The 26533-nt window shown below is 74.4% G+C and carries 18 protein-coding genes and 1 pseudogene; 11 read left to right on the top strand and 8 right to left on the bottom strand.

Annotated elements, in window-relative coordinates; translation table 11 throughout:
• Positions 1-74 precede the first annotated feature (74 nt).
• The 3 genes and pseudogenes from LPA54_RS04375 (at position 75) to idi (ending at position 2635) form a co-directional block, all read left to right on the top strand.
• Positions 75-1016 (top strand): cation diffusion facilitator family transporter, encoded by a 942-nt coding sequence (locus tag LPA54_RS04375; protein WP_228973876.1) that lies wholly within the window; start codon positions 75-77, stop codon positions 1014-1016.
• 403 nt (positions 1017-1419) lie between these two features.
• Positions 1420-1926 (top strand): annotated as a pseudogene (locus LPA54_RS04370) (GNAT family N-acetyltransferase); the annotation flags it as partial.
• Between the two features lie 115 nt (positions 1927-2041).
• Positions 2042-2635 (top strand): isopentenyl-diphosphate Delta-isomerase, encoded by a 594-nt coding sequence (gene idi / locus LPA54_RS04365; protein WP_228973873.1) that lies wholly within the window; start codon positions 2042-2044, stop codon positions 2633-2635.
• 58 nt (positions 2636-2693) lie between these two features.
• Here the strand turns inward: idi and LPA54_RS04360 are convergent, their stop codons facing one another.
• A complete protein-coding gene (locus tag LPA54_RS04360; RefSeq protein WP_228973871.1) occupies positions 2694-3173 on the bottom strand; it encodes an ATP-binding protein in 480 nt (159 codons plus the stop codon).
• A 93-nt stretch (positions 3174-3266) separates the two neighbouring features.
• Entirely contained in the window at positions 3267-4016 is a 750-nt protein-coding gene (locus LPA54_RS04355) for an HdeD family acid-resistance protein (RefSeq protein WP_228973869.1), read from the bottom strand.
• Positions 4017-4101: 85 nt separating this feature from the next.
• On the opposite strand from LPA54_RS04355, the gene LPA54_RS04350 reads away from it, so the two are divergent.
• Positions 4102-4917 (top strand): enoyl-CoA hydratase/isomerase family protein, encoded by an 816-nt coding sequence (locus LPA54_RS04350; RefSeq protein WP_228973866.1) that lies wholly within the window; start codon positions 4102-4104, stop codon positions 4915-4917.
• A gap of 440 nt (positions 4918-5357) precedes the next feature.
• Here LPA54_RS04350 and LPA54_RS04345 read toward each other — a convergent pair whose 3' ends face one another.
• The 3 genes from LPA54_RS04345 to LPA54_RS04335 are packed head-to-tail and all read right to left on the bottom strand — an operon-like array spanning position 5358 to position 6942.
• Positions 5358-6026, bottom strand: a complete 669-nt coding sequence (locus LPA54_RS04345; RefSeq protein ID WP_228973864.1) for a hypothetical protein — start codon at positions 6024-6026, stop codon at positions 5358-5360.
• Complete coding sequence (locus LPA54_RS04340) at positions 6023-6391, bottom strand: DUF6114 domain-containing protein (protein WP_308112796.1); 369 nt, start codon at positions 6389-6391, stop codon at positions 6023-6025. Before LPA54_RS04340 ends, LPA54_RS04345 begins: the two co-directional genes overlap by 4 nt.
• Positions 6382-6942 (bottom strand): DUF6230 family protein, encoded by a 561-nt coding sequence (locus LPA54_RS04335; RefSeq protein ID WP_228973861.1) that lies wholly within the window; start codon positions 6940-6942, stop codon positions 6382-6384. The genes LPA54_RS04340 and LPA54_RS04335 overlap by 10 nt, the downstream gene beginning before the upstream one ends.
• 586 nt (positions 6943-7528) lie before the next feature.
• On the opposite strand from LPA54_RS04335, the gene LPA54_RS04330 reads away from it, so the two are divergent.
• The 7 genes from LPA54_RS04330 to LPA54_RS04300 all read left to right on the top strand — a co-directional run bounded on the left by LPA54_RS04330 (position 7529) and on the right by LPA54_RS04300 (position 20924).
• Complete coding sequence (locus LPA54_RS04330) at positions 7529-8377, top strand: class I SAM-dependent methyltransferase (protein WP_228973859.1); 849 nt, start codon at positions 7529-7531, stop codon at positions 8375-8377.
• Between the two features lie 96 nt (positions 8378-8473).
• Positions 8474-14653 (top strand): type I polyketide synthase, encoded by a 6180-nt coding sequence (locus LPA54_RS04325; protein ID WP_228973857.1) that lies wholly within the window; start codon positions 8474-8476, stop codon positions 14651-14653.
• Positions 14654-14655: 2 nt separating this feature from the next.
• Positions 14656-15147: a hypothetical protein gene (locus tag LPA54_RS04320; protein ID WP_228973855.1), complete on the top strand. Its 492-nt coding sequence runs from the start codon at positions 14656-14658 to the stop codon at positions 15145-15147.
• Positions 15144-16733 carry a PfaD family polyunsaturated fatty acid/polyketide biosynthesis protein gene (locus LPA54_RS04315; RefSeq protein WP_228973854.1) on the top strand — a complete coding sequence of 530 codons (1590 nt, stop codon included), beginning with the start codon at positions 15144-15146 and terminating at the stop codon, positions 16731-16733. Before LPA54_RS04320 ends, LPA54_RS04315 begins: the two co-directional genes overlap by 4 nt.
• Before the next feature lie 342 nt (positions 16734-17075).
• On the top strand, positions 17076-17939 hold the full coding sequence (locus LPA54_RS04310; protein WP_228973851.1) for a hypothetical protein: 864 nt from the start codon (positions 17076-17078) through the stop codon (positions 17937-17939).
• Positions 17940-18112: 173 nt separating this feature from the next.
• A complete protein-coding gene (locus tag LPA54_RS04305) occupies positions 18113-20560 on the top strand; it encodes a Tex family protein (protein WP_228973849.1) in 2448 nt (815 codons plus the stop codon).
• A gap of 166 nt (positions 20561-20726) precedes the next feature.
• Complete coding sequence (locus tag LPA54_RS04300) at positions 20727-20924, top strand: hypothetical protein (RefSeq protein ID WP_228973847.1); 198 nt, start codon at positions 20727-20729, stop codon at positions 20922-20924.
• Between the two features lie 123 nt (positions 20925-21047).
• On the opposite strand, the gene LPA54_RS04295 is transcribed toward LPA54_RS04300, so the two are convergent.
• The 3 genes from LPA54_RS04295 to LPA54_RS04285 all read right to left on the bottom strand — a co-directional run bounded on the left by LPA54_RS04295 (position 21048) and on the right by LPA54_RS04285 (position 26359).
• The gene (locus tag LPA54_RS04295) at positions 21048-22685 is read right to left on the bottom strand and encodes an ABC-F family ATP-binding cassette domain-containing protein (RefSeq protein WP_228973845.1); all 1638 of its coding nucleotides are present in this window, start codon (positions 22683-22685) and stop codon (positions 21048-21050) included.
• 234 nt (positions 22686-22919) lie between these two features.
• On the bottom strand, positions 22920-24221 hold the full coding sequence (locus tag LPA54_RS04290; protein ID WP_228973843.1) for a M14 family metallocarboxypeptidase: 1302 nt from the start codon (positions 24219-24221) through the stop codon (positions 22920-22922).
• Positions 24218-26359: a Xaa-Pro dipeptidyl-peptidase gene (locus LPA54_RS04285; protein WP_228973841.1), complete on the bottom strand. Its 2142-nt coding sequence runs from the start codon at positions 26357-26359 to the stop codon at positions 24218-24220. The genes LPA54_RS04290 and LPA54_RS04285 overlap by 4 nt, the downstream gene beginning before the upstream one ends.
• Between the last annotated feature and the right edge of the window lie 174 nt (positions 26360-26533).

Below are 26533 nucleotides of genomic sequence, written 5' to 3'. Positions count from 1 at the left end.
GCTTGCCCATACCCCCCACCCGTAGTTGACTGACCGCTCGGAAGGCAGTCACCAACCGATCGGGAGGCGACCCCATGGGGGCTGGGCACGACCACGGGCACACGCACGGCGGACCACCACCGGCCGGTACGGCCGGAGCCGCGCACCGCTGGCGGCTGCGGGTGGCCCTGACCATCACGCTGGGCGTGATGGTGGTCGAGATCGTCGGCGGGCTGCTCGCCGACTCGCTCGCGCTGCTCGCGGACGCGGCGCACATGGCCACGGACGCCGTCGGGCTCGGCATGGCGCTGCTCGCCATCCACATGGCGAACCGCCCGGCCACCGCGAACCGCACCTACGGCTTCGCCCGCGCGGAGATCCTCGCGGCCCTCGCCAACTGCCTGCTGCTGCTGGGGGCCGGCGGCTACGTCCTGGTCGAGGCGGTGCAGCGGTTCGTCACCCCCGCCGAGACGAAGGGCGGCCTGACGATCGTCTTCGCGCTGGTCGGTCTGGCCGCGAACATGGTGTCGCTCACACTGCTGACGCGGGGGCGCAAGGACAGCCTCAACGTGCGCGGCGCCTACCTGGAGGTGCTGGCCGACGCGCTCGGCTCGGTGACGGTGCTCGTGGCGGCGGGCGTCATCCTGGCGACCGGGTGGCAGGCGGCGGACCCGATCGCCTCGCTGGTGATCGGGCTGATGATCGTCCCGCGCACCCTGCGGCTGCTGCGCGAGACGCTGGACGTGCTGCTGGAGGCCGCGCCGAAGGGCGTGGACATGACGGAGGTGCGGGCGCACCTGCTGGCGCTGCCGGGCGTGGAGGACGTGCACGACCTCCACGCGTGGACGATCACGTCCGGGATGCCGGTGCTGTCGGCACACGTCGTGGTCGATGCCAGCGTGCTGGACGGGCCGGGGCACGAGAAGATGCTGCACTCGCTGCAGGAGTGCCTGGTCGGCCACTTCGACGTGGAGCACTGCACCTTCCAGCTGGAGCCCGGCGGGCACGCGGAGCACGAGGCGGGCTTCTGCCACTGACGGGACGCCCCGTCCGGGCCCCGGCGGGCCTGGGAACAGGCCCGCCGGACGGATCCCCGTGCGAGGCTCCGTCCGGGGGCCGCCCGGGGTCACCGGGCGGGACCCCGGCGTCCGTCCGGGAGCCCGGGAGCCGCCGGCCCGGGCTGCTGGGCTGCGGCGGGAAGACCCGAACACCGGCAGGACCCGCACACCGGCGGGAGAGGAGTCGAGGACGATGGCCGCCACGGTCGGCACCGCCCTCCACGGCGACGCGTTCGCTCCCTCCTCCCCCTCCCCCGTGTCTCCGGCCGACGGCAGGACGCCGGAGACCGGGGACCCTCCTCACACAAGGGCTTCCACGATGTCCCACGACGACTTCCACGACGTCCCCTCCACCGCCCCGTCACCCTCCTCCCCTCCGGGTCCGCGCTGGCCGACCCGCCCCGAGACCGACGCCGACCGCGCGGCGGTCCGCGCGGTCAACGCCGCGGCCTTCCCGACGCCGGCCGAGGCCGACCTCGTCGACGCGCTGCGCGCCGACCCCGACGCCTGGCTGCCGGGCCTGTCGTACGTCGCCGAGGCGCCCGACGGCTCGGTGGCGGCGTACGCGCTGATCACCCGGTGCCGCGTCGGGGACGCCCCGGCGGCGGCGCTCGCCCCCGTGGCGGTGGCCCCCGCGCACCAGCGGCACGGTGCCGGGCAGGCGGTGGTGCGCGCCGTCCTGGCGGCGGCGCGGCTACGCGGCGAGGGGCTGGTGCTGGTGCTCGGTCATCCGGAGTACTACCCGCGCTTCGGCTTCGTACCGGCGTCCCGGTACGGCATCCGGCCCCCCTTCGACGTGCCGGACGCGGCGATGATGGCGCTGGTGCCGGACGGTTCGGGCCGGCCGCCCGCGGGAACGATCACCTATCCGCGCGCGTTCGGGGTGTGACCGGGCCGCAGCGCGTTCGGCCGTGTGGGCGCGGGCGCGGTGTGCCGACGGGCGCCTTCCGTACGGCAGACTGAGGATTGCCCCACAGGGCCGAGAATCGATGCGAAGGATGGTTATGCCGACCACACCTGCCACCGAGGCGAACAGCTCGTCGAACGGATCCGCACCCACGATCATGCTCGAACTGGTCGACGAGGACGGCAGCACCATCGGTACCGCGGAGAAGCTCGCCGCGCACCGGGCGCCGGGGCAGCTGCACCGGGCGTTCTCGGTGTTCCTCTTCGACGAGGAGGGGCGGCTGCTGCTCCAGCGCAGGGCGCTCGGCAAGTACCACTCGCCGGGCGTCTGGTCGAACACGTGCTGCGGGCACCCGTACCCGGGCGAGGCGCCGTTCACGGCGGCCGCGCGGCGGGTGTTCGAGGAGCTCGGGGTGTCGCCGTCGCTGATGGCCGAGGCGGGGACCGTCCGCTACAACCACCCGGACCCGGACTCGGGACTGGTGGAGCAGGAGTTCAACCACCTCTTCGTCGGGATGGTGCAGGCTCCGCTGCGGCCGGACCCGGAGGAGGTCGGGGAGACGGCGTTCGTCACGGCGCAGGAGCTGGCCGAGCGGCACGCGAGCGCGCCGTTCTCCGCCTGGTTCATGACCGTTTTGGACGCGGCCCGGCCCGCGATCAAGGAGCTGACGGGGGCCGCGGGCGGCTGGTGAGCCCCCGCCCCCCGCGGGGCGCCTTCGGCCGGGTGCGGCCGGGGGCGCCCCGTTTCCGTCACCGGGGCAGGGCGGCCCAGACGGTCTTGCCGCCCGTGGCGGTGTGCTCGACGTCGCAGGTGCCGCCCGCCTCGCGGGTGATCTCGCGGACCAGCAGCAGTCCCCGGCCCCCCGTCTGCGCGTAGTCGGTCTCCAGCGCCTTCGGCCGGTAGGGGTGGTCGTCCTCGACGGCCACCCTGACCCAGGCGGCGCCGATCGCGACCTCCACCGACACCTGCGGGGAGAGCAGGGCCGCGTGCCGCACGGCGTTGGTGACCAGCTCGGAGACGATCAGGAGCAGGCCCTGCGCGACGTCCCCGCCGAGCGGCACCCCCTGACGCTCCAGCAGGTCGCGTACGGCGTGCCGGGCCTGCGGTACGGAGGCGTCCACCGCGGGAGCGGTGAAGCGCCAGACCCCTTCGTACGACGGCGGCCGGGCCGGGACGCCTCCGCGGCCCGGCGCGGTCCGGCTCTCACCCTCGTGCTCGATTGTCGCCACGCGTCAGAGTGTTGGCCCCCCGGCGGGACGACCAAGGATGCGACCGGAAGTGACCGCTTATCGACGTACTCCGCTCTCTACTGAGCGGTATTTCTACTTCTCCGGCCGATGCGGGTCCGATTCTGGCGCCCACGCCCCGCTACGGCCTTGTCCCTCAGGCCCGTGCCCCTCGGCTCCGTGCTCCCCGGGCCCGCGCTCCCCGTGGCCGGGCCCGTGCCCGTGCCCGTCACCTCCGCGCTTCCCGTGCCGGCGCTCCTCGTGCGGCGCCATGCCCTCGGCGACCATGCCGACGATCCGGCGCCCGCCCAGTCCCATGGCGATCAGGCCCAGCCCGTCGAAGAGCAGGGCGAGCGAGAAGAAGGTCCCGAGCACGTACAGGCTGCTCCCCGGCCAGTCGAACAGCACGAGCAGGCCCAGCAGGACGCCGAAGGCGCCCTGGAGCAGCGTCCAGCCGAACTGCGGGCCGCGCACCACCGCGCTGCCCACCAGGCGGAAGACGCCGCCGGTGAGGAAGAGGAGCGCGGCGAACATGGTGAACGCCTCGGCCGACTCCACGGGGTGGCGGATCACGACGAACCCGGCGGCGATGTTCAGCGCGGCGACCACCACGGCCAGCCAGAAGGAGCCGGTGCGGCGCGACTCCAGCGCGTGCAGCAGGCCGACCGCGCCGCCGATCAGCAGCAGCCAGCCGAACAGCAGCATGGACGTGAGGGTGGCGAGCCCGGTGTAGACGAGGCCGAACAGGCCGCCGAGCACCAGGACCGCTCCCAGCAGCGCCAGTCGGCCGAAGCTCCTGCTCAGCCGTTTGCCCTCGCGGGCCGGGTCGTGGGTGGTATCGGGCATCGAAGCGCCTCGCTTCCCTCGGTACGGCTGTCGCGGCGCCCCCTTCTTGATCGTACGGTCGGACTCCCCGGATAGCATCCGACGCATGGAGCCGCAGCAGCCGCAGGCGTCGCAGGTACCGCCCGAGCAGCACCAGCAGCACGAGCCGTCGCCGAGGGCTGAGCCCCGGCTGGAGCACCGGGTCGCCGACGGCGTGGCGACCGTCGTCATCAGCAACCCGGCGAAGCGCAACGCCATGACGGCCGACATGTGGCGGGCGATGCCCGAGCTGCTGGCCGAGCTGGCCGCCGACCGCGACGTACGGGCGCTGGTGCTCACCGGCGACGGCGACACGTTCTGCGCCGGGGCCGACATCTCGGCGCTGCGCCGGCCGGACGACCGGCAGCAGACGCTGGCCGTGCGCGCCGAGGAGGCGCTCGCCGCCTTCCCCCGGCCGACCCTCGCCGCCGTGCGGGGCTACTGCGTGGGCGGCGGCTGCCAGCTGGCGGCCGCCTGCGACCTGCGGTTCGCCGAGGCGGGGGCACGCTTCGGGGTGACGCCCGCGAAGCTCGGCATCGTCTACCCGGCCTCCTCCACCCGCCGCCTGGCCTCCCTCGTCGGGCCGGCCGCCGCCAAGTACCTGCTCTTCTCCGCCGAGCTGATCGACGACGAGCGGGCGCTGCGCACCGGCCTGGTCGACGAGCTGCTGCCCGCCGGGGGTCTGGACGAGCGGGTCGCGGCGTTCCTGCGCGTCCTGACCTCCCGGTCCCTGCTCACGCAGGCCGCCGCGAAGGAGTACGCCGACGGGTCGGCCTGGCGCGAGGAGCACTGGGCGGAGCAGGCCCGTCTGAGCGGCGACCGGGCGGAGGGCGTCGCGGCGTTCCTGGAGCGGCGCGAGCCGCGGTTCACCTACCGGGGCTGAGGGCACCTCTGACCGCTCATGTGTGGAGCCCGGCGGGGGTGCCGGCGGCGCCGTAGCGGTCCGGGTGTTTGTCGTGGCGGCGGGTGGTGGTGCCACGCGTTGCTCGAGGCGGTGGAAGCAGCGTGCGGTGACGTCGCTGCGCCGGTAGGCGGCCTGGTCGAAACCCGCAGGACCGCTCACGGGGCGATCTGCGTCCGGCAAGCCGGTCGACGCGCTCGGGCACGTGGGTGTGACGCCTCTGCCGGGGGGCGGGCCCGGAAGGTCCGGGCCGAGTGGCACTGTCCGCCGAGCTTCCCGGTGGGGTGAACGGGGGTGGGGCTCGGCGCGCATCCGATCGGCCACCGCCTCCGCAGCGGTACCCGTGCGCGGCGGAGTCGTCTGGGGCGCCCGGAGGGGCATCCCCGCGTCGACGAGCCGCCCTGCGTACGGGACTGCCGCCGTCAAAGGCCCGGGCCCTCCGTCGGAAGCCCGCGCAGCAAGGCGTCGGGCATGTCCGCCGACGCCGCGCGCACGGTCACGACGCGCATGTGCACGTCCGTGAGATCCAGCGTCGGCAGGAAGAGGGGCGGCCCCACCGGAACAGCGTGCGTCGCCCCTCCCAGAGACACCGGCACCAGACCCAGCAACGTCCCCCGGACGTGCCGGGCGCGTACCTCCACCGGTCCGCGCAGCACCAGCCGGGGTGACCGCAGCACCCCGGCCGTGCTGCCGTCGCCGCCCGGGAAACGGAAGACCGCGTCCGCGGCCTCCACCCGAGCCGCTCGGCAGCGCAGCGTCGCGCCGCCGCCGTGCGGCACCATGTCGATCCATACGCCCCGCAGCGCGAGGTGCCGCGAGGACAGCGCCGCCTCGTCGGACGCCTCCCGGAGCGGTGGCGCGACGCCCACGTACCGGCGCAGGCAACGCAGCAGTTCCTTGGCCCCCTGCCCTTCCGGCTGGATGCCCGCGTCCGGCCGCCCTTCCTCGCACTCGGTCCTCGCAGCCTCCGCCTCGCCCCGCTCCGCCACGTGCGGGCGTGAGGTCGGGGTGGTGCTCAGCGGCGGTGGTGGCGGGGAGGTCACTGCTGTCGCCAGGGCCAGGGCCGTGCTCAGGGCGAGGAGACGGATCACTGAGTACCGCTGCCCGACAGCGGTCGCCGGGCGACCGCCAGCGAGCCGCCCACCAGGCCCAGGAGCAGGCCCACCCCGAGTCCTCCGAACGTCGCGGTGAACCAGGACACCACGGCCACCAGCATGATGAACGCTCCCACCGTCCGGGTCCGCTGTGGACGACGCAGCAGGTCGGCCCCGGCCACCGCCCACGCGCTCGCGGTGAGCAGCGGCAGTGCGCCCCAGGTCTGCTGCAGGGCCAGAAACGGCAGCCGCGCCAACGGCAGGAGAAGAACCACACCGGCTGCGGCGAAGGTGAACATCGCTGCCGCCCAGGGGCGGTCCTCGGGCGGACGCCGATATCCGGAGCGTGACGTCAGAAGCACTCGTCCCGCCCCGTTCCCATCGACACGCTCATGCCTGTCAGCTGGAACGTGCCCGCCGTCATGGAGCTCGTGTGCAGACGCAGGTTCCGGATCGTCACGCCCGATGCCTGCTGACTGTAGTGACCAGGTGTTCCGGCCACTCGTGACACCCTGCTGTCGGAGGCGTCCCGACCCAGTTCCAGCTGCGAGAAGGTCACGTCGCCGCGCATCTGCTGCAGGTCGATGACGAGATCCTGGGCTTTCACCGGTTGCCGCGCTCCGGCGGTCACTCGCATCGTGATCGTACCGACGGGTGTCGGAGTGACCACGGACTGGCAGAGATCGCTCAGCTCGGCGGATCGAATGCCCGTCAGAGCGACGGGGCGAGGGGTTCCCTCCCTCTCCTCCCGCAGTGACGCGTACTGGATGAAGCCTTCGCCCTCGAGCCGGGTGGCCGACACCTTGAACGCGGTGCCTGACACGGTGAAAGACACCGGTACCCCGGCAGCCGTTCCGGCCGCCGCGGCGCCGAAAGCGCATGCCAGCCCGGAAACCAGGGCGCCGGCGAACAACCACCAATCGTGCCGGCGAGGCGGGTGCGATGTGCGATGGCCATGCCGGACCTGGGTGAACCCTGGCACAGTGTGCTTCCTTCCGCCGAGATCGAGCACTGGAAGAACGACCAGCCGACGGTCTCGTCACGCGGCCTTCAGCGCATTTCCGCCGGAGTGAAGAAACGCGAAGTCCTTTCATCCGATCGCAACCCGCCCTTCGGTACGGTCATCAGACTCGCATGCTCTTTCCGGGGGCCTTTCCGACCATCGCGCGAATGCGGACCGGAAAGCGGCACTCTTCACGGAGCCGAGGGCATATCATTGCCGCCTCATGGGATATCGATGTCCTCGTGAGGCCAATTCGCCACGACAGTGACGACCCGCCACGGAAACACAAGCCGACCTCGGTATCGGTCCGTCTGTCCCTGATCCCGTCGGCGACATCCTCGACGGGCCACCACGTTCTGTCGGACCGTCTGCTCGCAGACTGCCGTTGCTCGCGCCGAGACGACGCTCGGATCCTCTGGCGTCGCGGGCGCGGACGCGTAGGGGCGCATTCGCGCGCGGTGTCTCACCGCGTGTCCCCGACCGAGAGGAGACCCCCATGGGACAGGCACCACCGCCAGGTGATGCGCTGAGCAGTGTCGGCCTCACAGCGCTGTGGGCGCTGCACCACCGCAGCCTCCACCTGCAGGACCCCGTGGCCGAGAGGGTCCTCCTGGAGATCCGGCGCAGACAGGGGCCAGTGGGCCCCTCCATGGGCCGTCGCACCCCCACGATGGCCCACTACTTCACGCAGCGTGCCAGGCTCTTCGACGCCGAGATCCGGCTGTTCCTGTCCCGCCACCCCGATGCCGTGATCGTCACCTTGGGCGAGGGACTCGACACGCAGTTCTGGCGGGTCGACGATGGCAGACTGCGCTGGATCGGTGTCGACATGCCGGAGGTCATCCGCTTGCGTCGGGACCTCATGCCGCCGTCGGACCGGATCACGCACGTCGCCTGCTCGGTGCTCGATTCCGACTGGATAAGGGAAGTCCCGGACGACCGACCGCTATTGATCACCGCCCAGGGCCTGTTCATGTACCTGCGGCCCCGACAGATCATGGACTTGCTCCACGCCTGCGCGCGAAGATACCCGGGCCACACCGTGCTCTTCGACACCGCGCCGTGGTGGTTCGTCGGTCTGTCCCGGCTCGGAGGACTACGGTGCGGAGGATTCCGCATCCCTTCCATGTCCAGCAGCCTGTCACCGCGCGGCCTGGCACGGCTGCGATCCCGACTGCCCGCCGGGACAACCGTGGCGCATGTCCCCGCGCGGCACAGCTCCGGACCGTTTCGGCTGTTCCACCGCCACGGCCATCGTGTTCCCCTCGTGGGCACATGCGTCCCCGCGACCGTGCGCGTCACGTTCCCGCGTCAGCCCGCCGCAGCCTCAGTCGACGGGCATTGAGGCATCGTTCCGCGAAACGCGCGACGTCCCACTGCCGGGCTCGCCTTCGCCGGTATACCCCCTCCCCCTCCTCCCCGCCCACACCACGAGGTCCTGGTGCAACACACTGCTTCCCAAGCGTCCGCTGTAGACCGCCGGCTCGCCAAAGACCCCGTCGCGATCGTCGGCCTGGCGGGACGCTTTCCCCGAGCGGGCGACGTCCGCGCCTTCTGGGACAACATCATGTCCGCTCGCGACTGTTCGGACCTCGTACCGTCGAGCTGGTGGCGGACGGACCAGTACTACGATCCGGATCCCTTCGCCCCGGACAAGACCTACTGCCGGCGGGGCGGTTTCCTGACCCCCGAGGTGTTCGATCCCCTGGAGTTCGGAATTCCGCCGAACACCCTGGATTCGACTGGGCTCGTTCAGCTCCTCAGCCTCGTCGTGGCCAAGGAGGCGCTCGAGGACGCGGGGCAGGGCAGAGCGGACTGGTACGAGGCGGCACGGACCGGAGTGGTGCTCGGTGTGTGCGGGACGAACTCCACCATCATGCCGCTGGCCGCACGGCTGTTCGTCCCGCAGATGGCCGAGACCATGCGGTCCCAGGGCGTGCCGGAGGACCAGGTCGATGCCGTCGTGCGGAGCCAGCTGGCGGCCCTCCCGAAATGGACGGAGGACAGCTTCCCCGGCGTCCTCGGCAACGTCGTCTCCGGGCGGATCGCCAATCGGCTGAACCTGGGCGCCGCCAACCACACCGTGGACGCCGCTTGCGCGAGCTCCCTGGCGGCACTGCGCTCGGCCGTCGACGAACTGCTGAGCCGACGGGCGGACCTGATGCTCACCGGCGGCTGCGACACCGACAACGCGATCGTGTCCTTCATGTGCTTCAGCAAGACCCCCGCGCTGTCTCCGAGCGAACAGGTCCGTCCGTTCGACGCCGAGGCCGACGGCACACTGGTGGGTGAGGGCGTGGGCGTGCTGGTGCTCAAGCGCCTCGCGGACGCCGAACGGGACGGCGATCGTGTGTACGCCGTCCTGCGGGGTCTGGGCAGTTCCAGCGACGGCAGGACCGGCAGCATCTACGCACCCTGTGGTGAGGGTCAGGTGGCGGCGCTCCGGCGGGCCTACGAGGACGCCGACTGCCCACCGCGGACGGTCCAGCTGATCGAGGCGCACGGAACCGGTACCCGGGTGGGTGACGGCGTCGAGCTGGCGGCTCTCAACGAGGTGCTGTCCGGACCGGAGGAGCGTCACTTCGCCGCGGTCGGCAGCGTGAAGTCCCAGATCGGGCACACCAAGGCCGCGGCGGGAGCCGCGGGCGTCATCAAAGCGGCGCTGGCACTGCACCACCGGGTGCTGCCCCCCACCATCAACGTGCGTGAGCCGCACGCCCAGACGGCCCGCGAGGGCAGTGCCCTCTACCTGAACACCCATGCCCGCCCCTGGGTGCTCGACCCCTCCCGGCCGGTCCGCCGGGCGGGGGTCTCGTCGTTCGGCTTCGGCGGTGTGAACTATCACGCCGTTCTGGAGGAGTACACGGGCGGCGGCGAGGAACGCGACCACCCCCTGCACGACGTCCCCCGGATGGCCTTGTGGCACGCGCCGGACGCGGAGGAGCTGCTGCGCCGTCTGGAGGCGGGCGAGGGCCCCGCCCGTGAACCGGCTCCGCCCGGACACACCCGCATCGGCTTCGTGGCCACTGGCGAGGAGGAGTACGGCGAACTGCTCGCCCTCGCGGCGAAGCGGTTGCGGCAGGATCCGGACCTGCCCCAGTGGCGGCACCCCCGGGGCATCCACTACCGCGCTTCGGCCCTGCCGCCCGAGGCGGGCGTCGCTGCCCTCTTCGCGGGTCAGGGCAGCCAGTACGTGGGTATGGGGCTGCGTACAGCTCTCGCCGTCCCCCCTGTCCGTGCCGCCTTCGACGACGCCAACGCCCTTTTCCCGCCGAGCGACAGTCTCGCCGGAGCGGTCTTCCCTCCACCGGTGGCGGAGGACGCGGAGACCCGGAACGAGAGGTTGCGTCGCACCGGACACGCCCAGTCGGCCATCGGGGCTCTGTCCGTGGGCCAGTACCGGTACCTGCGGATGATGGGCTTCGCTCCCCGCAGCGCTCTCGGGCACAGCTTCGGCGAGCTGACCGCGCTGTGGGCGGCCGGCGTACTGGACGACGGGGCGTTCACGCGGCTGGCCCGCGCTCGCGGGCAGGCGATGGAACTGCCGGCCGGCACCGACGCCGACCCGGGGCGGATGATCGCGGTCATGGCATCGCCCGGCGAACTGGGCGCCCTGCTGGCCGAGGTCCCCGGAATGACAGTCAGCGGACGCAATGCCCCGGATCAGTACACGGTGGCCGGCCCGACCCCGTCGGCTCTCCGGTTCGCCGAGCTGTGCGCCGATCGCGGTGTACGGGCGAAGCCCCTGGACGTGGCCGCCGCGTTCCACACCCCACTGGTGGAACACGCGGCCGAGGCGTTCGCGGCAGCCTGTGCCGGGACCGCCTTCGCCGCGCCCGCCCTGCGGGTCCATTCCACCACCGCGGGCGCCGCGTACGTCGGAGAGGCCGACGCCGACCGCCGCACGCTGGTCCGGCAGCTGGTCGAGCCTGTGGACTTCGCGGCACGTCTCGAGGAGATGTACGCCGACGGGACACGTGTCTTCGTCGAGTTCGGGCCAGGCCGCGTCCTGACGCAGCTGGTGGAGCGGACGCTGGGCGACCGGGGGGTGGAGGCGATCGCCTGCGACCACGGCCCGGGAGCGGACGGCGCTGTCGCGCTCAAGGAAGCGGCGCTGCGGCTGGCCGTTCTGGGGCGCGTCGCTTCCGTGACCGACCCGTGTGCCCGGACCGCGGGGAGGAAGAGGACTCAGCCGTCCAAGGTCGCACGGGCGCTGGAGGGCCCGATGTTCGCGATGGAGGCCCTGCGCCCGTCGGTTCCGCCGCGGCCGGCCCGAGCTGCCGCGTCCGCCGTCTCGCCCGCCGAGCCGGAAGGGGGAGCCGTGCCGGAGGAGCCCGTGGTGGCCCCGGCGGCGCAGAATGATCCGCTGGCCCGTGCGGCGGCGGAGCACCTGGCGGCGCACACCCGCTACCTGGACGGCCAGTTGCGTACGGCCGGGCAGCTGACGGACCTGCTTCGGCGGGGCAGCCGGGGGGAGGGCATCGACCCGGCGCTGGCCACGGCCGTGCACACCGTCGCCGAGCACAGCATGGCGTTGGGACGGACGCACGAGCGTGCCGGCGAAGTCGTGGCCCGTCTGCTGGGCCTCCCGTCCGCGGCTCCGGAGCGGCCCGGCGGTGAGACGCCGGCGTTCACGCCGCCGCCCTTCGACGACACCCCCACACGTCCCGCCGACGACGGGGCCACGGCGTTGTCGCTGCCCAAGCAGTCGGATCCATTCGGCGCGCGGCCCGCCGCGGGTGACGAGCCGCCGGTGCCGTCGGCCAGATCGGCCTTCGCGGAACTGTGGGCGGCGGAACAAGGCGCTGCCGGCGTCGGGGAACCCACGGCGGACCCCGGCGAAGTGGACCTGGCGGAGCTCGAACACGTCTGTCGCGCCGTCGTCGCGGAGAAGACGGGCTATGACATCGACATGATCGAGTCCGGCATGCACATCCAGGAGGAGCTGGGCATCGACTCCTTGAAGCAGATCGAGATCGGGGCGGAGATCTGGCGCCGCTACCCGGCCATCGGCCGCGACGAGTTGTACCGCTTCACGGAGGCCGAGACGGTCGGAGAACTGACCGACATGGTGCGCACCGTCCTCACCCGGACGGAGTCCCGGTCGGAACTGGTCATCACTCCGATGAGCGCCGACGTGGGACCCACGTTCGTCTCGCTCCGGCGTCTTCCGCCGGTGGACGTCTGCGTCGGCCTGTATCCAGGCCGGCCGTGTGCTCTGCTGCTCGATGACGGCGGCGAACTCGTGACCGTGCTGTCGGGAAGCCTGTCGGCGCTCGGCTGGCGTACGCGTCTTCTGGCCCTGCCCGGCGTCACACCGGCCGGCGGTCCGGGTTCCGCGGGCGCCGCCGCGCTCCCCGACTGGGACGAGGGAAGCCTCTCCTCGTGTCTCGCGGAGCTTCTCGCCGACGACCCGCGCGTGGACCTGTGCGTCCTGCCGTTCAGCCGCGGCGCGGACGACGACGCCCACCGTACGATCCGGCGACTGTGTCATGCCGTCCTCACGACCAAGCACGTCCTCCCCCACCTGCAGGCCGCGGCCGAAGGCGGCACCCGGGCCGCGCTGGTCTCCGTGACCCAGCTGGACGGCGCCCTCGGCCACGCGGGAACGGACGGCGACGTGGTCCAGGCCCTGGCCGGCGGCGTCGGCGGGCTCGTGAAGGTCGCCGCCCTGGAGGCGTCCACCCTGTTCTGCCGGGCTGTGGACCTGGCTCCCGGCCTGACCACCGAGCAGATCGGTACGGCGTTCGCAGCGGAGATCGCCGACCTGGCGACCGACGTGCGCGAGGTAGGCGTCGGCGCCGACGGTTCGCGCCGGACACCGGTCCTGTCCCGGACGCCGGATCCCCTCCTGCCCCCCACCGGCAAGGACATCGAGCTCACCGAGGACGACTTCCTGCTCGTCACCGGCGGCGCGGGAGGGATCACGTCCTGGTGCGTGCGGTCCCTCGCCGCCCGGCACGCCTGCGGCTATCTCCTGCTCGGCCGCACCCCACTGGAGGAGGAGCCCGCCTGGGCCGCCGGGCTGCGGACCGAGGAAGAACTGCGAGGGGCGCTGGAGGAACGCGCCCGCGCTGCGGGCGAGGACCCGCTGGCCCCGGGGACCGCCGCCGAGATCGCACGCCACGGACGCCTGCTGCTGGCCCGGCGGGAGATCCGCTCCACGCTCGACGCCCTGCGCGTCCGTGGCGTCGAAGCCCACTACGTGTCGGCGGACGTCCGCGACGCCGCCCAGGTGGCCTCCGCCCTCGCCCCGTACGCGGCACGGATCACCGGCGTCGTCCACGGAGCCGGGGTCCTCGGTGACCGGCCCCTGCGGGACGCCGCCGCCGACTCCGTCGCCTCGGTCGTGGAGACCAAGGTCAGCGGACTGCACCACGTCCTGGACGCCCTCGACCACGACCGCCTGCGGCACCTGGTGCTGTTCAGCTCCGTCGTGGGCGTCTGGGGCAACCTGCGGCAGAGCGACTACGCACTGGCCAACGGGACGCTGAACACGTTCGCTTGCGCCTTTCAGGCCGCCCACCCCGGCTGCCGGGTGGTGCCGATCGCCTGGGGGCCCTGGGACGGTGGCATGGCGGACCGCATCCACGAGGTGTTCGCGGACGCCGGAGTCCCGGTACTCACCCGCGAGCAGGGGACCACTCACTTCATGGACCGCATGGCCGTCGGTACCGAATGGAGCGGCACCACCGTCGTGGGGCCTGCCACCCCGTTCTACCGCAGGATCGAACGGCTGCCCTCGGCGGGCCGCACCGCTCATCGCGCGGTGACCGGTCTCGGTGAGGAGCCGGTACTCCGCGACCACTGCTTCGCGCACGTCCCGGTGCTGCCGATGACGGCCGCCGTGGGCTGGGGCGTGCACAGCGTCGAGCGGGCACTGGGCGGCGTCCGTCCGGTGCTCACCTGCGAGGGCTTCACCATCGCCCAGGGCGTCTTCCTCCCTCCGGGCCACCAGGAGCGCTTCCGGGTCGACCTGGTCCCCCGGGAAGACCCTGCCTCCGTCACCGTCTCGGTACGGGATCCCGAGCCGGACGGGACACTGCGGTACGAGGGTGTGTTCCGGCACGCCGTCGAGCCGGGCGAAGCACCCCGTGTCGCACTGCCCCCGTACCGGATCGACGACGCTCCACATCCCGCTTACGGCGATGGCCGGCTGTTCCACGGCCCGACGCTGAGAGGCCTGAGGAACGTACTGACGCAGGAGCCCCGCCGCGTGGTCCTGGCCGCGCGGATGTCCGAGCCCGCCCTGGCCGACGGCGCCTACGCCGGACAGCTCTACCGCCCCGCCCTGGCCGACCTGCTGCTGCAGGCCGCCCTGGTGACGCTGGTGCCGCGACCCGGCGGTGCCCGCGTTCCCGTGCCCGTCGCCTTCGAGCGTCTGGAGTTGTTCACCCCCCTGCCGGACGACGAGCCCTTCGCCATCGTGGTCGAAGCGCACGAGACGCAGTCCCATCCGCTCTTCGGCGAGTGCACGCTCACCGCGGCCGCCCCGGACGGCCTGGTCCACCAGCGCTGGACGCGCGTCAGGCTGCTCTGGGCGGCTCCCGAGGCCATCGTCAGACGCGTCGAGCAGCACGCGGCACCGCGCTCTCCCAGCCACGCACGCCAAGGAGGATGACCGTGGAAGAGCTGATCTTCGAGGGTCCGCCGATGGTCCTGCCGATGCCCGCGCCCGGCACCGCGCCGTCCGCGCCCGGCGCCCCGGGGATCGAAGCCGTCCCGACCGGGCCCGCTCCGAGCGCCCCGATGGTGTCCGAGGCGGCCGCCCACCGGCTTCCCGTACCTGCGGCGCCGCGGACCGGAGCCGGCTGCGACGCCGAGGCGGGGGCGGCCGCCCTCGCCCTGCGCCTGGCGGAGCAGGTCCAGCGCGCGCACGGTGAGGTCCTCACCGCGCACCAGGCCATCGGCGCGTGGCTGATCAGGCGGGCCCGCACGCCCGGCTCCCAGCCCGGCACACGGCACGACCACGGGCCTGGCGCGCCGCGGGACGGGTCCGGTCTGCCGGCGACGGTCGCCGCGGCCGGGCCCACCGGTGTCGCGCCCGATCCCGGGCGATCCGAACCCGACGGCCTGCCAGCGGCGTCACGACGGCCGGCCGGGGAGACGCGATGACCACGCCGACGACCGTCCGGCAGGACGGTGACCGTACCGGTGTCCACTACGAGGCCGACGGTGTGTACGGCGTCCTCGCCGATCTCGACCGCCCGTGCTACGTCGTCGGCGGTGGGGGCCGGGTCGGTGTGACGCCTCACCCACCAGGGCCGGGGAGCGGGGCCACGCTCCTCGCGGTCGCGGCCCCGCAGCCGCCCGAGCGGCTCGGCTCATCGGATTTCCGGGCCCGGCACGGTCTGCGATACGCGTACATGGCCGGGGCGATGGCCGGGGGCATCGCCTCCGAGGAGTTGGTACTGCGCCTGGCCGGGGCCGGTTACCTCGCCTCGTTCGGCGCCGCGGGTCTACCGGAGGACCGCGTGGACCAGGCGCTGGCGCGGCTGGCACGCTCGCTCGGCGACACCGGGACGCCGTACGCCTGCAACCTGATCCACCATCCCCTCTCCCCGGAGCAGGAACGCGCCTGCGTCGACGCGTGTCTGCGGCACCGGGTGCCCTGCCTGGAGGCTTCCGCGTTCGTCCGGCTGACCCCGGACCTGGTCCGCTACCGGCTGGCCGGACTCCGGTCCGACTCCGTCGGCGGGGTACGCGCCGACCACCGCGTCGTGGCGAAGGTCTCCCGCCAGGAAGTCGCGGAGCTGTTCATGCGGCCGGCCCCGGAGGCTCTCGTTGCGGAGCTGGTGGCCCGGGGCGAGGTGACGCAAGCGCAGGCCGATCTCGCCCGGCATTTTCCGATGGCCGACGACATCACCGTCGAGGCCGACTCCGGCGGCCATACCGACCGCCGCCCACTTGTCGTCGCCCTCCCCGCCATCCTGCGGCTCCGTGACCGGGTGGCCCGTGAACACCCCTCCGCCGGCCGGATCGGGATCGGCGCGGCCGGAGGGATCGCGACTCCCGAGGCGATCACGGCCGCCTTCGCCCTGGGAGCCTGTTACGTCGTCACCGGGTCGGTCAACCAGAGCGCGACCGAGGCGGGCACGTCCCCCGGCGTCAAACGTCTGCTGGCGCAGGCGGGGCTCACCGACTACGCCATGGCTCCGGCCGCCGACTTGTTCGAGCAGGGCGGCACCGTGCAGGTCCTCAGCCGGGGGACCCGGTTCCCCGGCACCGCCGCACGGCTGTACCGCCTCTACCGGGAGCACGCCGGCCTGGACGAGCTCCCGGCCCGGGAACGCCGCGACATCGAGGAACGGATCCTGAGACGCCCGCTGGCCACGGCCTGGCGAGAGACCGCGGACTACCTGCTCGCCCACCAGCCGGACTGGCATCGCCGGGCCGAGCAGGACCCCAAATTCCGTATGGCCATGGTCTTCCGCTGGTACCTCGCCATGGCCAGCCGCTGGGCGATCTCCGGTGCCGAGGAGCGCCGGGATGACTGGCAGATCTGGTGCGGGCCGGCGATGGGGGCCTTCAACGGCTGGACGGCGGGCACCGCCCTCGCTCTGCCCGACCGGCGCCGGGCCGTCTCCATCGCGGACCATCTGATGCGTGCGGCGGCCTTCCACACGCGGGTGACCCAGTTGCGGGTGTCGGGACTGCGCCTTCCGGCTGCCTGCGCCGCATACCGCCTGCCTCCCGTGTGATCCACGCGCCGGGCGACCGCGGCCTCGCCGGCACGCCCGCCGTTCGTCGGCGGCCTGGAAGGAGCCGGGCTCGTCGGCAGGTCGCGCCAGGGCGAGCTGGTGCGGCACGTCCGGGCTGACGGGTCGGGCAGCGCGGCGACGGCCGGCCCGCCGCCGGCCGCGGACCGGATCCGCCGCAACGGCTCGATCCGGTCCGCCGTCGCAACACCGATCACCAACCGGACCGACACGTCAGATCCGCGGACCGATCCATCGCGGGCACGCCCAGGGCGCCGGGCGCGGCACCCCGAGCGGTCAGGCCACCCCCTACACCACGTACCGACCAGTCGGTAACGTGTGCCCATGACGACGACTCTTCCGCCCCGGGCCGTGCGCCGCTGCCACCACCCGGTGAACCTGCTCCACTCGACCGTCTACTTCTCCCCCGAGTTCGCCACCGAGCTGGCGGGCGTGGGCGTGGCCGACCCGCACGCCGCCTACTTCGCGGGCCGGGCCGCCGCCATGGGCGCCGTCGGGCCCGGGGTGGTCGCCGGCACCTTCTACAACTTCAACCACGCCCTCGTCGCCCGGCACCTGCCCGCCGTGTGGGACACCGCGTCCCCCGCCGACGTCCTGGACGCGCGGCTGCGGGCGGCCGACGCGACCGTACGCCGGCTGCTCGGCGACGAGGCCGCGTCGGACCGCATGGCGGAGGCGGCGCGGCTGGCGCTGCGGGCCGCCGAAGCGTGCACCCGGCACGGCCGGCCGCTGTACGCCGCACACGCCGACCTCCCGGTGCCGAAGGCTCCGCACCTCGCGTTCTGGCACGCCGCGACGCTGCTGCGGGAGCACCGCGGCGACGCGCACCTGGCGGCGCTGCTCGGCGCGGACCTCGACCCGCTGGAGGCCGTGGTGAGCCACACAGCGACCGGTACGGGCGTCTCCCCGCGGTGGGTGCTCGCCAGCCGCGGCTGGGAGCAGGCCGACTGGGACGCCGCGGTCGAGCGGCTGCGCGGCCGCGGCCTGCTGGACGCGGAAGGCGGGCTGACGGAGGCGGGGGCCGCCCTCCGCGAGGAGGTCGAGGCCCACACGGACCGGCTCGACACGGCCCCCTACGAGCACCTGGGCGCCGAGGGCGTCGCCCGGCTCACCGAACTGGCCAAGGGATTCCTCGGGGCGGCGGCCGCGGCGGGCGCCTTCCCCTCCCACCTCACCGGCCGGAACTGACCCCGCCGCTCCCCTCGCCTCCCGCCCCCTCCCCTCCCCCGTCCGTCCGCCCGCCGCACACGGCCCGTCGCACGGCGGGCGCGCCGGGGGGCGGGGCCGGACGCGACACGTCCCGCCCTGGACAGGCAGAATGCGAGCGCAACCGAGGCACGAGAAGGCGGGTCGGGACAACCGTGACGACGTCCATCGAAGGCAGGATCGCCGAGGAGCTCGGCGTACGGGTACGGCAGGTCAAGGCGGCCGTCGAGCTGCTGGACGGCGGATCGACCGTGCCGTTCATCGCCCGGTACCGCAAGGAGGCGACCGGGACGCTCGACGACGCGCAGCTGCGCACCCTGGAGGAGCGGCTGCGCTACCTGCGGGAGCTGGAGGACCGCCGCGGCGCGGTCCTCGACTCCGTACGCGAGCAGGGCAAGCTGACGCCGGAGCTGGAGGCCCGCATCCGCGAGGCCGACACCAAGGCCCGCCTGGAGGACATCTACCTGCCCTTCAAGCCCAAGCGGCGCACGAAGGCGCAGATCGCCCGCGAGGCGGGGCTGGAGCCGCTGGCCGACGGGCTGCTGGACGACCCGTCGGTGGAGCCGCTCGCCGCTGCCGCCGCCTACGTCGATGCCGACCGGGGCGTCGCCGACCCGGCCGCCGCGCTGGAGGGCGCCCGCGCCATCCTGACCGAGCGGTTCTCGGAGGACCCCGACCTCATCGGCGAGCTGCGCGAGCGGATGTGGACGCGCGGCCGCCTGGTGGCGCGGGTACGGGAGGGCAAGGAGGAGGCGGGGGCGAAGTTCGCCGACTACTTCGACTTCTCGGAGCCGTTCACCGAGCTTCCCTCGCACCGCGTGCTGGCGATGCTGCGCGGCGAGAAGGAGGAGGTGCTGGACCTGGTCCTGGAGCCGGAGGAGCCGCGGGACGGCCCCTCCACGTACGAGGGGACGGTGGCCAGGCGGTTCGGTGTCGCCGACCGGGGCCGGCCGGGCGACAAGTGGCTCGCCGACACGGTCCGCTGGGCGTGGCGCACCCGCATCCTCGTCCACCTCGGCATCGACCTGCGGCTGCGGCTGCGCACGGCGGCGGAGGACGAGGCCGTGCGGGTCTTCGCCGCGAACCTGCGCGACCTGCTGCTGGCCGCCCCCGCCGGGACCCGGGCCACACTCGGCCTCGACCCCGGCTTCCGCACGGGCGTGAAGGTCGCCGTCGTCGACGCGACGGGCAAGGTCGTCGCCACCGACACCGTCCACCCGCACGTCCCGCGCAACCAGTGGGACGAGTCGCTGGCGAAGCTGGCGCGGCTGGCGGAGCGGCACGCCGTCGAACTCGTCGCCATCGGCAACGGCACCGCCTCCCGCGAGACGGACCGGCTCGCCGCGGACCTCCTCGCCCGCCATCCCGAGCTGGGGCTCACCAAGGTGATGGTCTCGGAGGCCGGCGCCTCCGTGTACTCGGCGTCGGCGTTCGCCTCCCGGGAACTGCCCGGACTCGACGTGTCGCTGCGCGGCGCGGTGTCCATCGCGCGGCGGCTCCAGGACCCGCTGGCCGAGCTGGTGAAGATCGACCCCAAGTCGATCGGCGTCGGCCAGTACCAGCACGACCTGTCCGAGGTGAAGCTGTCGCGCTCGCTGGACGCGGTCGTGGAGGACTGCGTGAACGGCGTCGGCGTGGACGTGAACACGGCGTCCGCGCCGCTCCTGTCGCGCGTCTCGGGCATCAGCGCGGGCCTCGCGGAGAACATCGTGGCGCACCGGGACGCGAACGGCCCGTTCCGCTCGCGGCGGGCTCTGAAGGACGTGCCGCGGCTCGGCCCGAAGGCGTACGAGCAGTGCGCGGGCTTCCTGCGGATCCGCGACGGCGACGACCCGCTGGACGCGTCGGCCGTGCACCCGGAGGCGTACCCGGTGGTCCGGCGGATGGTGAAGACGACCGGCGGGGAGGTCGCCTCGCTGATCGGCAACACCGGGGTGCTGCGGTCGCTGCGCGCCGACGACTTCGTGGACGGGACGTTCGGCCTGCCCACGGTGACCGACATCCTGCGGGAGCTGGAGAAGCCGGGGCGCGACCCGCGGCCGGCGTTCCGGACGGCCACGTTCAAGGAGGGCGTCGAGAAGATCGGCGACCTGGCGCCGGGGATGGTGCTGGAGGGCGTCGTGACGAACGTGGCGGCGTTCGGCGCGTTCGTGGACGTCGGCGTCCACCAGGACGGCCTGGTCCACGTGTCGGCGATGTCGCGCACCTTCGTCAAGGACCCGCGCGACGTGGTGAAGCCCGGTGACGTGGTGAAGGTGAAGGTGCTGGAGGTCGACGCGGCGCGCAAGCGGATCTCGCTCACGCTGCGCCTCGACGACGAGGCCGCGGCTGACCGGCCGTCCGGCGGCCCGCGCCGCGAGCGCGGCCCCCGCCCGCCGCGGCAGCGCCAGGGCGCCGCCGCGGCCGGCCAGGAGCGGCGCGGCGGTGGTGGCGGTGGCGGTGGCGGTGAACGCGGCGGTGAGCGCGCGGACCGCGGCGGGGGCCGGGGCGGCGAGCGGGGCGGCGACCGGCGGACCGTGCCGCCCGGCAACGGCGCGATGGCCGACGCGCTCCGCAAGGCGGGCCTGCTCGACGGCGGGGGGAAGGGCCGGCCCGGGAAGTAGCGCCGTCCGCCCGGCGGGCGGCGCGGCCCCCGGGTCGCCCGGACCGGGCGGGCGGAGGTCTCCCCCGCGTCCCCCCGGCCGGCTACCGGCCGAGGTGCGGGGGCGGGCGGGGCGTGTGAGTCTGGCCGCGTCGCCGCACCGCGCGGCGGCGCGGACGGAGGCGGTCATGAACCAGATCGGGGACAAGCCGGAGCAGGTCAGGAAACACCGCGAGGAGGAGCGGCGGCGGGCGCGCGGGGACGACCCCGCCGAGCCCGGGGGCGCGAAGGGCCGCCGCGAGCACGACCCGGCCGACCGCGCCGCGACCGACGAGGCGGCGCGTGACTCCTTCGACACGTACGAGGAGCCCGAGGACCGCCCGTAGGAGCGCCCCCGGCCCGCGCGGGCCGGGCCCCCGTGGGCGGCGCGGTCAGACCGGGGCGGCCGTGAGCCGGCCGGCGGGCGGGGTCACAGGTCGGCGGGCGGGGTCACAGCTCGGCGGGCGGGGTCACAGCTCGGTGACCTTCCCGTCGGCGACCTCGACGCGGCGGGTGACGTGGACGGCGTCCAGCATCCGGCGGTCGTGCGTCACCAGCAGCAGCGTGCCGGAGAAGTCGTCGAGGGCCGACTCCAGCTGCTCGATCGCGGGCAGGTCGAGGTGGTTGGTCGGCTCGTCCAGCACGAGCAGGTTCACACCCCGGCCCTGGAGCAGCGCGAGGGCCGCGCGGGTGCGCTCGCCCGGGGAGAGCGTCGTCGCCGGACGGAGCACGTGGGCGGCCTTCAGCCCGAACTTGGCCAGGAGCGTGCGCACCTCGGCCGGTTCGGTGTCGGGCACGGCGGCGCAGAAGGCGTCCAGCAGCATCTCCTCGCCGTGGAAGAGCCGGCGCGCCTGGTCGACCTCGCCGACGAGGACGCCGGAGCCCAGGGTGGCGTGGCCGGCGTCCAGCGGGAGGCGTCCGAGGAGCGCGGCGAGGAGCGTCGACTTGCCCGCGCCGTTGGCGCCCGTGACGGCGATCCGGTCGGCCCAGTCGACCTGGAGTGTCACGGGTCCGAACGCGAAGTCGCCGCGCCGCACCTCCGCGTCGCGCAGGGACGCCACGACGGCGCCCGAGCGCGGGGCCGCGGCGATCTCCATGCGCAGCTCCCACTCCTTGCGCGGCTCGTCCACCGTCTCCAGGCGTTCGATCATGCGCTGGGTCTGGCGGGCCTTGGCGGCCTGCTTCTCGCTCGCCTCGCTGCGGAACTTGCGGCCCAGCTTGTCGTTGTCCCCGGCCTTGCGGCGGGCGTTCTTCACGCCCTTGTCCATCCAGGAGCGCTGCATCTGGGCGCGTCCCTCCAGCGCGGCGCGCTTGTCGGCGTACTCGTCGTACTCCTCGCGGGCGTGCCGCCGGGCCGTGTCGCGCTCCTCCAGGTACGCCTCGTAGCCGCCGCCGTAGAGGGCGGTGCGGCCCTGTGCCAGGTCCAGTTCGAGGACCTTGGTGACGGTCCTGGCGAGGAACTCGCGGTCGTGGCTGACGACCACCGTCCCGGCGCGCAGGCCGCGCACGAAGCCCTCCAGCCGCTCCAGGCCGTCGAGGTCGAGGTCGTTGGTCGGCTCGTCCAGCAGGAACACGTCGTAGCGGGAGAGCAGCAGCGAGGCGAGGCCGGCGCGGGCCGCCTGGCCGCCGGAGAGCGCGGTCATCGGCTGGTCGAGGCCGACGGTCAGGCCGAGGGCCGCGGCGGTCTCCTCGGCCCGGTCGTCGAGGTCGGCGCCGCCGAGGGCGAGCCAGCGTTCCAGGGCGGCGGAGTACGCGTCGTCGGCCCCCGGCGCCCCTTCGACCAGGCCCTGCGTCGCGGTGTCCATCGCCTCCTGGGCGGCGGCCACGCCGGTGCGCCGGGCGAGGAAGGCGCGGACGGTCTCACCGGGGCGGCGGTCCGGCTCCTGGGGGAGGTGGCCGACGGCCGCGGTGCGGGGCGAGAGGTGGACCCCGCCGTCCTCGGGCGCGTCCAGCCCGGCGAGGAGCCGGAGCAGGGTGGACTTGCCGGCGCCGTTGACACCGACGAGTCCGATGACGTCGCCGGGGGCGACGACGAGGTCGAGGCCGGTGAAGAGCGAGCGCTCCGCGTGTCCGGCGGCGAGGTTCTTGGCGACGAGGGTGGCAGTCATCAGGAGGCCGATCCTAGGACAGGCCGCCCGACCCGGGCACGGCCGGACCGCGCGCCGAGCGCCGAACCGGCCGTGCCCCGACCCGGCCGTGCCCCGGGTCGGCCGTCCCCGGGTCGGCGGGCGGCGGGCGGTGCCGGGGCCGGCGGGTCGGCGCCGGACACCGGCGGGCGGTGCCGGGCCGGGCGGTGCCCGGCCGTCCCCGGCGGTCCCGGTCGGCCGGCGGGGCCGGCGGGGTCAGGGGCAGCGCGGTACCGGCCGTGCGGCCGTGACGTGGTACGCGGCGCGGGCGTCGAGCAGCAGCGGCACCAACGCGCGCAGCGACTGCCGCAGCGGTACCAGGCGGCCCCCGTCGCCGTCGGGTGACGACCGGATGCCGTGCAGGGCCAGTTCGTCGCCCCACTCGGCGTACTGGGCGGCGTCCAGCCGGTAGGCGCAGGGCGGGTCGGCGAGCACCTCGGTCGGCTCGGGCGGGTCGTTGTCGGCGCCGCCGAGCAGGACCGGGCCGTGGTCGGCGAGCCCGGCGAGGCGGGCCGTCGCGGTGGCCCCGGCGATCCGGGCGCGCCGCTGGGTGACGTAGGCGAACGCCCCGTCCACCGCGGCGAGCTGGCTGTCGACGCGGCGCCGGTTGTCGGGCGCGGGACCGTTCCCCCCGGCGGGTGGCAGGGGTTCGACGCGCGTCTCGACGAGGAGGCCGACGGTGTGCTTGACGCCGGTGGTGTTGCGCAGGATGCGCTCCTGGCCGTCGCCCGCGACCTGGCGGACCGGCTCACCGGTGACCGGGTCGGTCCAGATGCCGTAGACGCCGGTGGTGAAGCCCGCGCGGGCGGCGGCCGGGCGGACGTACCGCTCGGAGAGGGTGTGCGCCTCCTCGTGGACGCCGCCGCGGGTGTTGGGGTTGCGGGGCCACAGGGACAGCAGGTCCTTGACGTAGTACGGCGGGGTCGAGCCGTACTCGTGGAGGTCGACGACCACGTGGGGGCGGTGGTCCCGCAGGACGCGGGCGAGGGCGCGGGCCTCCGCGGTGCGCAGGGCGAGGTGGTCGCGGTTGACGTCGACGTCGTCGGCGTTGTGGCGGGTGCCGGCGGCGCGGCCGTCGGGGTTGGCGGTGGGGACGACGAGGACGGTGGTGCGGGCGAGGAAGTCGCGGGTCCGCGCGTCCCGGGCGTGGGCCAGGTCGCGGACGGTGGTGAGGCACGCCTCGCGGCCCGACGGCTCGTCGCCGTGCTGGCCGCACACGAGGAGGACGGTGGTGGGCGCGGCGGGAGAGGCGGTGACCCGAACGAGCCGGAGCGGGCGGCCCTGGCGGGTGGTGCCGAGGGCGGTCAGCGCGGCCCGGTCGCTGCCGCGGTCGACGGCGGTGAGGAAGCGCTCCTCCTCGTCGAGGGTGGTCCAGCGGGCGCCGCCGCTGGTCTCGAAGCCGGTGCGGGGCGGCGGGGCGGCCGGAGTGGCCTGCGCGGGGCCGAGCGCGGTCAGCGGCAGGACGAGGGCGCTCGTACAGGCGGCGAGGGCGGCGAGGGCGCGCCGGCGCGGGGTCATCGGGCTCCTCCCGGGAGGAGGGGGCGGGTCCGGGGCGGCAGCGGCGCGGCCACTCCGGTGCGGGGAACGGCCTCTCCGGCGGGCGGGGCGACCACCCCGGCGTGCGGGGCGGTGTCCGCGCCGGCGGGCGGGGCGGTGTCCGCGCCTGCGTGCGGGGTGGTGTCCGCGCCGTTGCTCGGGGCCGTGGCAGCGCCGGGCGGGGTCGGGCGGGTGGCGCGGGCGAAGGCCGGCGGGCCGCCGACGACGGGGACGCGGGCACTGGTGCGGGTCAGGTCGAGGGTGAGGGTCGGCCGGGACGGCGGCGCCTCGACGAGTCCCTCGTCCGTCCCGGCGACGATCAGCGCGAGCCGGTGCCCGGCGGGGACGACGTGGTCGGTCAGGTGCAGGTCGAGGGTGAGGGTGTGGGCGGCGCCCGGGGTGAGGGGGCGTCCCCGGTCCGGGTCGGCCCAGGTGCCGAGGTCGGCCCAGCCGCGGCTGACGACGGTGAAGTCGACGTCCGCCGTCCTCGCCGCGGTCTCCCTGAAGCAGGCGCTGTCGCCGGGGGTGCTCGCTCCCCAACAGGTGCGGTGGGCGAGGGTGGTGATCCCCTCGCCGGGCGCCGTGTAGTCGCGGATGGTGGCCGGCCCGACGTCGACGAGGACGGCCGTCAGGTGGGCGCTGGTGGTGTCGGGCGTGGCGGTGACGGTGACGGTGGGCGAGCCGGCCAGGCGCAGGTCCCGGGTGAGGGGGCCGGTGGTGAAGGCGGCCTTCGCGGGTGTGGCGGTGTCGATCCGGGCGGCCCAGTCCAGTTCGCCGAGCGACGGGTCGTCGGTGAACGTCGCCGTCGCGCCGGCCGGCGCCGGGCGGAGCCCGAGGGTGCCGGGCCCGGGGGCGGGGCCGGGTGCGGGGCGCAGGGTGGCGGGGGCGGTGGCGGCCGGCGGCCAGGCGCGGTCGGTGGTCCACCGGTCCGGGGCGCGTTCGACGTCGGCCATGGGCTCGCGCTCGACGCCGTTGTCGTATCCGAGGAGATAGTGGTCGAACCACCGGTGCAGGGTGCGGACCCACGCGGCGCGGCGGAAGTCGAAGGGGTCGACGTGGCCCGTCCCGGAGAGCCAGATCCGCCGTTCGACGCCGTGCGCGGCGAGGGCGTCCCACCACCGGCCGAGGTGGCCGCTGCGGACGTTGAGGTCCTGGAGGCCGTGGACGGCGAGGACGCTGGCCCGTACGCGGGAGGCGTCGGGGACGTGGTCGCGTTCGGCCCACAGCGGGGTCCGGTCGCCGGAGCGGGGGGCGCCCTCGACGAGGCGGCGCTGGACCGCCTGGCAGCGCCCGCGTGCCTCCGGGCTGTCGACGTGGTGCGCCAGGCGGTCGGGGCCGGAGCCGTGGAGGGGGGCGCCCTGGCTGAAGTAGTAGTCGTACCAGGAGGAGATGGCACCGATCGGCACGATGGTCCGCAGGCCGCGGACGCCGGTGGCGGCGACGCCGTTGGCGATCGTGCCGTCCCAGCTCTTGCCGATCATGCCGGTGGTGCCGGTCGACCAGTTCGTGGCGTGGGCGCGGGTCGTACCGGTGCGGGTGGTGTAGGCGCGGGCGCGCCCGCCGAGCCAGTCGACGACGGCCTTCGCGGAGAGGACGTCGGAGCGGCCACCGACGTCGACGCAGCCGTCGGAGCGGTTGGTCCCGGCGAGGTCGACGGCGACGTAGGCGTAGCCGCGCGGCACGAAGTAGTTGTCGTAGTGGAGCGGGAGGAGGACGGGGGCGCCGTTCGCGTCGTACGTCTTCTTCTGGCTCTCGTTGCCGCGGCCGCAGCAGGAGTAGTACGGGCTGGCGTCCATGATGGCGGGGACGCGCAGCCCGTGCGCGGTCGCGCGCGGCCGGACGACGTCGGCGGCCACCCGGTCGGTCCGGCCGTCGCCGTCGCCGTCGAGGCCGGTGTCCACCCAGACGGACTCGCGGACGGCGTCGGCGTAGGAGTGGACGGGCCGGGACTCGGTGGGGCGCGGGGGCGGGGCGCCGTGGGCGCCGGCGGCCGGGAGGAGGACGGCGGCGAGGGCGGCCGCGACGGCCGCCGCGAGCGCCCCTCGGGGTGTGGGGGTCCCGCCCGTTCGGGCGGCGGGGCCGAGGGCGTTGGGGAGGGATCTCCGCGTGCGTATCGGCATGGGCGGACGGTACTGCCGTCGAACTCCCGCACAGAAGACGGCGATAGGGGGCGTTCGGCGACCAAGGGGACACAGCGGGTGCGGGGGGCTCATGTCGGCCGGATGGCGATCGTGTGACGGCGGGGGCCATGGACATGACTGCGACGGGCTAGCTGAATAACGTTCAGATCATCA

This window comes from Streptomyces sp. DH12 (assembly GCF_020873895.1).
In the GTDB taxonomy this organism is placed as follows: domain Bacteria; phylum Actinomycetota; class Actinomycetes; order Streptomycetales; family Streptomycetaceae; genus Streptomyces.
The sequence above is the reverse complement of the archived record's forward strand: the minus strand, read 5'-3'. Positions and strand labels throughout refer to the sequence as shown.

Excerpts from the sequence above, each read along its gene's own strand:
- LPA54_RS04290 (WP_228973843.1), bottom strand. The coding sequence starts at position 24,221 with ATGACCCCGCGCCGGCGCGCCCTCGCCGCCCTCGCCGCCTGTACGAGC.
- LPA54_RS04285 (WP_228973841.1), bottom strand. The coding sequence starts at position 26,359 with ATGCCGATACGCACGCGGAGATCCCTCCCCAACGCCCTCGGCCCCGCC.
- idi (WP_228973873.1), top strand. The coding sequence starts at position 2,042 with ATGCCGACCACACCTGCCACCGAGGCGAACAGCTCGTCGAACGGATCC.
- LPA54_RS04355 (WP_228973869.1), bottom strand. The coding sequence starts at position 4,016 with ATGCCCGATACCACCCACGACCCGGCCCGCGAGGGCAAACGGCTGAGC.
- LPA54_RS04295 (WP_228973845.1), bottom strand. The coding sequence starts at position 22,685 with ATGACTGCCACCCTCGTCGCCAAGAACCTCGCCGCCGGACACGCGGAG.
- LPA54_RS04350 (WP_228973866.1), top strand. The coding sequence starts at position 4,102 with ATGGAGCCGCAGCAGCCGCAGGCGTCGCAGGTACCGCCCGAGCAGCAC.
- LPA54_RS04310 (WP_228973851.1), top strand. The coding sequence starts at position 17,076 with ATGACGACGACTCTTCCGCCCCGGGCCGTGCGCCGCTGCCACCACCCG.
- LPA54_RS04300 (WP_228973847.1), top strand. The coding sequence starts at position 20,727 with ATGAACCAGATCGGGGACAAGCCGGAGCAGGTCAGGAAACACCGCGAG.
- LPA54_RS04375 (WP_228973876.1), top strand. The coding sequence starts at position 75 with ATGGGGGCTGGGCACGACCACGGGCACACGCACGGCGGACCACCACCG.
- LPA54_RS04330 (WP_228973859.1), top strand. The coding sequence starts at position 7,529 with ATGGGACAGGCACCACCGCCAGGTGATGCGCTGAGCAGTGTCGGCCTC.
- LPA54_RS04315 (WP_228973854.1), top strand. The coding sequence starts at position 15,144 with ATGACCACGCCGACGACCGTCCGGCAGGACGGTGACCGTACCGGTGTC.